Source organism: uncultured Maricaulis sp. (assembly GCF_963976135.1).
Taxonomy (GTDB): domain Bacteria; phylum Pseudomonadota; class Alphaproteobacteria; order Caulobacterales; family Maricaulaceae; genus Maricaulis.
The window spans coordinates 1-5,573 of the sequence record NZ_CAXBKN010000134.1 but is presented as its reverse complement, the minus strand read 5'-3'; the positions used below and the strand labels follow the sequence as shown (position 1 = coordinate 5,573).

The following is a 5,573-nucleotide window of genomic DNA, read 5'->3' as shown; positions in this document are numbered from 1 at the left end:
TCATGGCCGACTTCGAGGACGCGACCTCGCCGGTCTGGTCCAACCTGATCGAGGGACAGATCAATCTGCGCGACGCTGTTCGCCGCGAGATCGATTATGTCGACGAGAAAAACGGCAAGCGCTACCAGATCAATGAAGACGCTGCGGTGTTGATCGTGCGTCCGCGCGGCTGGCATCTCGATGAACGCAATCTGCGCGTCAACGGTCAGGCCATCTCCGGATCCTTCTTCGATTTCGGCCTGTATCTGTTCAATAACCACGCCGCCCTGAAAGAGCGCGGCACGGGGCCATACTTCTATCTGCCCAAGATCGAATCGCGCTTCGAGGCGCGGTTGTGGGCGCTGGTCTTCCAGCATGCCGAGGACGAGCTTGGCCTTGAGCGCGGCACGATCCGCGCCACCGTGCTGATCGAGACCCTGCCGGCCAGTTTCGAGCTCGACGAGATCCTCTACGAGCTGCGCGGCAATATCGTCGCCCTCAATTGCGGCCGCTGGGACTATATTTTCAGCTATATCAAACGCCTGCAGGCACGCCCCGAGCATGTACTGCCCGATCGCTCGGCCGTGACGATGAAAACACCCTTCATGGCGGCCTATTCCCGGCGCGTTGTGGCGGTGTGCCACCGCCGCGGTGCCCATGCCATGGGCGGGATGTCGGCCTTCATTCCCGTCAAGGGCGATGAAGCGGCCAATGATGCGGCGCTGGAACAGGTTCGCCAGGACAAGCTGCGCGAGGTCAAGAACGGCCATGACGGCACCTGGGTGGCGCACCCCGATCTCGTGCCGGTCGCCATGGCGGTGTTCGACAAACACATGCCGGACGCCAACCAGCTCGATTTCGTTGACGAATTCGCCATGCCGGTGACGACGCATGACCTGCTCAAGGCGCCCGAAGGCGATATCACCGATGCCGGCGTCGCCGACAATATCGATGTCGCCATCCGCTATATCGCGGCCTGGCTGGGTGGACGCGGGGCCGTGCCGATCCGCAATCTGATGGAGGATGCGGCGACCGCCGAAATCGCCCGGGCCCAGCTCTGGCAGTGGCGCCGTTTCGACAAGTCGACCGCCGAGGGGACTGCCCTGACCACTGACATGCTGGGGGCGAAGATCGAGGCGATCAACAAGTCAATCCAGGCGGAAGTCGAAGGCCAGAGCGAGCTGCAGGAGCGGATCGCCCAGGCCAGCACGATCCTGAATGATCTGGTTCTGTCCGAGGAATTCGTCGAATTCCTCACCCTGCCAGCCTATGACGTGCTGACCGAAGGCCTCAAGAAATCGATGCGCCTGAAAGAGTTCGAGGATTAGGCTCGCTCTCTTTGACGCGACCGTAGAATAGACCGGCTGCGCCAAGCGGAGCCGGTCTATTCTGTTTGCCCGGAGCCGGTGCGGCGATCAGGAACCGCTCATGCTGGACGGCATGCGATAGCCGCACATATCGGCCAGTTTCCAGCCATCAGCGGTGCTTTCAAAGCGGCAGCTGAGGAAGTCGCGCATGGCGCTGCCATAGGGCGGCGGTGCATCGGCCAGCGGTGTCGCGGCCGGTGGCGCAACGCGGTTGAAGGCCGCCTGCGGGTAGACCAGCACCTGGCGGACCGTCTCCGTCGCGGCGACGCGCGGATCATCGATGATGCAGAGCGGTGGTTGCGACAGCATGCCGACCAGCGTGCCCTGGGTCTGCCCCGGTGCACCCCAGACCCAGGCGCGCACCAGCGGGTCGCGGCGGATGAAGGCATTGCGCAGGGCATTTGGTGCCAGGCTCTGGCTTACATTGGTTTCATTATGGCTGATGATGGCGGCGAAGGCGGCCATCTCATGGGCTTGCGGCGCGCGGCAGGCGGGCACGGTTTCGGTGGCGCAGGCGGCCAGCAGGCTGCTGGCGGCGACGGCTAGGACAACAACACGCTTCATCGGTTTTTCCGGTTCTCGATCAGATCTTCAACAACGCTCGGGTCTGCGAGTGTAGACGTGTCACCGAGATTGCCAAACTCGTTCTCGGCAATCTTGCGCAGAATGCGCCGCATGATCTTGCCCGAACGGGTCTTTGGCAGGCCCGGGGCGAATTGCACCAAGTCGGGCGTCGCGATCGGGCCGATCTCCTGGCGCACCCACTGGCGCAGCATTTTCGCCGAATCCTCGTTCGGCACGATGCCGGAATTCAGCGTCACATAACAATAGATCCCCTGACCCTTGATATCGTGCGGATAGCCAACGACGGCCGCCTCGGCGACATCGGTATGGGCCACGAGCGCGCTCTCGATCTCGGCCGTGCCGAGCCGGTGGCCGGAGACATTGAGCACGTCATCGACGCGGCCGGTGATCCACCAATAGCCATCTTCGTCGCGGCGCGCGCCATCGCCGGTGAAATAGGCGCCGGGATAGGTCGAGAAATAGGTGTCAATGAAGCGCTGGTGGTCGCCATAGATTGTACGCGCCTGGCCGGGCCAGGAGCGTTCGATGATCAGATTGCCCTCGGCCGCGCCGGTCTCGGGCAGGGGCTGGCCCTCATTGCTGACCAGCGCCGGCACGATGCCAAACACGGGCCTGGTCGCCGAGCCGGGCTTGAGATCGGTGGCGCCGGGCAGGGGGGAAATCATGATGCCGCCGGTCTCCGTCTGCCACCAGGTATCGACGATCGGGCAGCGGCCATCGCCGACGACACGGTGATACCAGGTCCAGGCTTCCGGATTGATCGGTTCGCCGACCGAGCCGAGCAGGCGCAAGGACGCCCGCGAGGAGCCCTGCACCGGCCCGTCACCCTCGCGCATCAGGGCGCGGATCGCGGTCGGGGCGGTGTAGAAGATATTGACCTGGTGCTTGTCGATCACCTGCCAGAAGCGGTCGGGACCGGGCCAGGTCGGAATGCCCTCGAACATCAGCGTCGTGGCGCCATTGGCGAGCGGTCCGTAGAGAATATAGCTATGGCCGGTGACCCAGCCGACATCGGCCGTGCACCAGTAGATCTCGCCGTGTTTGTAATCGAACACATATTCATGCGTCATCGCCGCCCAGACCATATAGCCGCCGGTGGTGTGCAGCACGCCCTTGGGCTGGCCGGTCGAGCCGGAGGTGTAGAGGATGAAGAGTGGATCCTCGGCATTCATCGGCTCGGGCGGGCAGGTCGCCGGCTGGCGCGCGATCAGGTCGTGATACCAGACATCGCGGGCCGGATCCCATTTCATCGCGCCGCCGGTGCGCTTGACGACCACGACCTGTTTGACGCCGGGCGCGTGATGCATCGCCCGGTCGACATTGGCTTTCAGCGGCGTCGCCTTGCCGCCGCGCATGCCTTCATCGGCGGTGATGACGATATCGCTGGCGCAATCATTGATCCGCCCGGCCAGGGCTTCCGGCGAGAAGCCGCCAAACACGACTGAATGCACCGCCCCGATGCGGGCGCAGGCGAGCATGGCATAGGCCGCTTCCGGGATCATCGGCATGTAGATGGTGACGCGGTCGCCCTTCTTGACGCCGAGTGATTTGAGACCATTGGCCAGGCGGCAGACATGGTCGTGCAGCTCGCCATAGGTGATTTTCGCGCTGGCGGCGGGATCATCGCCCTCCCAGATGATCGCGGTGTCATGGGCGCGCTCGGGCAGATGCCGGTCGATGCAATTGGCGCAGGCATTGAGCGTGCCGTCGGCGAACCAGCGGATGTGGAGATCATCCTTGTCCCAGGAGGTGTCCTCGACCTGGGTGAAGGGCGTCATCCACTCCAGCCGCGCCGCTTCCTGGCGCCAGAAGGCGTCGGGCTGATCGACCGATTGCCGGTAAAGTTCGGCATAGCGTTCGGCATTGACGAGGGTGGAGCGCTTGCTGGATTCGGGGACGGGATAGACGGTCTGGTCCTGGGACGGCATGGGCGGGAACTCCGGTTTGGATCGCGGATGGACGAATAGGCAGTCTAGCCTATGGCAGGGGTGAGGATAATGGGGATTTCAGGACGGACTCAAGCCGGGGCCAGGGGGCGTTCGCCTGGCGCTTCTGATCAGGCCTGCAGACCTTCGGCCCGCAGCGTTGTTGCCGGGTCGAGTGTGCGCATGGCGGCGTATTGCGACAGGAAGACTTCGCCGGAGAGTTCCTCGAGGAAGCCGGCCGCGCCGAGCCGGTCGCTGACCGGGCCGATTACTTCGGACAGGTGGAGTTTGACGCCGGCATCCATCAGGCGGTGATTGATCGCGACCAGGCTTTCCAGCGCGCTGGCATCGACGAAATTGACCGCCGGGAACATCAGTATGAAATCGGTGATGCCATCATTCTTGGCGATGATGTCGGCGACGAGTTCCTCAAGAAAGCGCGCATTGGCAAAATACAGCGCCCCGTCGACGCGTAGCGCATAGACGTGCGGCGAGACGATCACCTCATGGCGGGCGGGATTGCGGAAGTGATGCGTGCCCGGCACTTGCCCGACCCGTGTCCAGTGCGGCCGCATCGTGCGCTGCAGCGCGGCGCCGACCGAAACGACTACGCCCAGGGTGAGACCGATCTCGACGCCAAGGAAGAGGACGCCGAACAGCGTAAGAAACGCCGCCGCACCGTCAGCGGGCGCGTATTTCCATGCTTTCCAGAGACCGGCGAAATCGGCCAGCTTGGCGACAGCCACCAGAATGGTCGCGGCCAGGGTCGCCTTGGGCAGGAAGTGGAAGAGCGGCGTCAGGAAGACCGCGACCAGAAGGATGATCGCCGCCGTGAAGACGCCGGCGAGCGGGGTCTGCGCGCCGGCGGCCTCATTGACGACCGAGCGGGCAAAACCGCCGGTGACTGGATAACCGCCCGTCAGGGCCGCCGCCGCATTGGCCGCGCCGAGGCCGAACAATTCGCGGTCCGGATTGACGCTTTCGCGCCGTCTTGCCGCGAGCGACTGGCCGACCGAGACGCTTTCGACAAACCCGATCAGCGAGATCAGCGCTGCCGGACCGATCAGGGCGCGCCAGATATCCAGGCTGACAATCGGCAGCTGGAAGGGCGGCAATCCGCTGGGCAAGACGCCGACCACGGCCAGGTTGGCGCCGCTGTCGAGATGGAAACCCCAGGCAATGGCGGTCGCCAGTACGACGAGGCCGGCCGGGGCAGCGCGGGCGATGCCGCCGGCCATGTCTTCGCTCAGCTTCAGCGCCGTCAACAGGCGCGGCAGTACCGTGCGCGCCGCGACCAGGAAAGCGATGCTGCCGACCCCGATTACCAGCGCCACCAGGTTGATCGCGGTCAGCTGCGGGCTCATCGACAACAGCAATTCCGGCAGGGTCGAGCCGTGGGCGCTGATGCCGAGAATATGCTTGGCCTGGCTGGCGATGATCAGGATGGTTGAGGCGGTGACAAAGGCGCCAACCACGGGCCGGCTGAGAAAGTTGGAAACACTGCCGAGTTTGAACAGGCCGAACAGGAGCAGGAAGAAACTCGAGAGCGCCGCCAGCGCCCCGGCCGCGGCCATTTGCTGCGCCGGATCAGTCAGGCCGAGATTGCCGATCGCGGCGGCGGTCATCAGGGAGACAACCGCGACCGGCCCGACGGCGAGCACGCGGCTCGAGCCGAACAGGGCATAGGCGACCAGCGGTGCGATCGAGGCATAAAGCC

General features: G+C 64.3%; 4 protein-coding genes. 1 reads left to right on the top strand and 3 read right to left on the bottom strand.

Translation table 11 applies throughout. The features are described 5' to 3' along the window. Positions 1-1,307: malate synthase A (gene aceB / locus AAC023_RS13375; RefSeq protein WP_339741696.1), on the top strand; the 1,307-nt coding region annotated here is incomplete at its 5' end. Between the two features lie 87 nt (positions 1,308-1,394). Here the strand turns inward: aceB and AAC023_RS13370 are convergent. The 3 genes from AAC023_RS13370 to AAC023_RS13360 form a co-directional block, all read right to left on the bottom strand. After that, on the bottom strand, positions 1,395-1,910 hold the full coding sequence (locus AAC023_RS13370; RefSeq protein WP_339741695.1) for a hypothetical protein: 516 nt from the start codon (positions 1,908-1,910) through the stop codon (positions 1,395-1,397). Continuing rightward, complete coding sequence (acs, locus tag AAC023_RS13365) at positions 1,907-3,859, bottom strand: acetate--CoA ligase (protein ID WP_339741694.1); 1,953 nt, start codon at positions 3,857-3,859, stop codon at positions 1,907-1,909. The genes AAC023_RS13370 and acs overlap by 4 nt, the downstream gene beginning before the upstream one ends. Positions 3,860-3,987: 128 nt before the next feature. Then, positions 3,988-5,573, bottom strand: a 1,586-nt coding sequence (locus AAC023_RS13360; RefSeq protein ID WP_339741693.1) for a SulP family inorganic anion transporter, incomplete at its 5' end; no start/stop codon positions are given.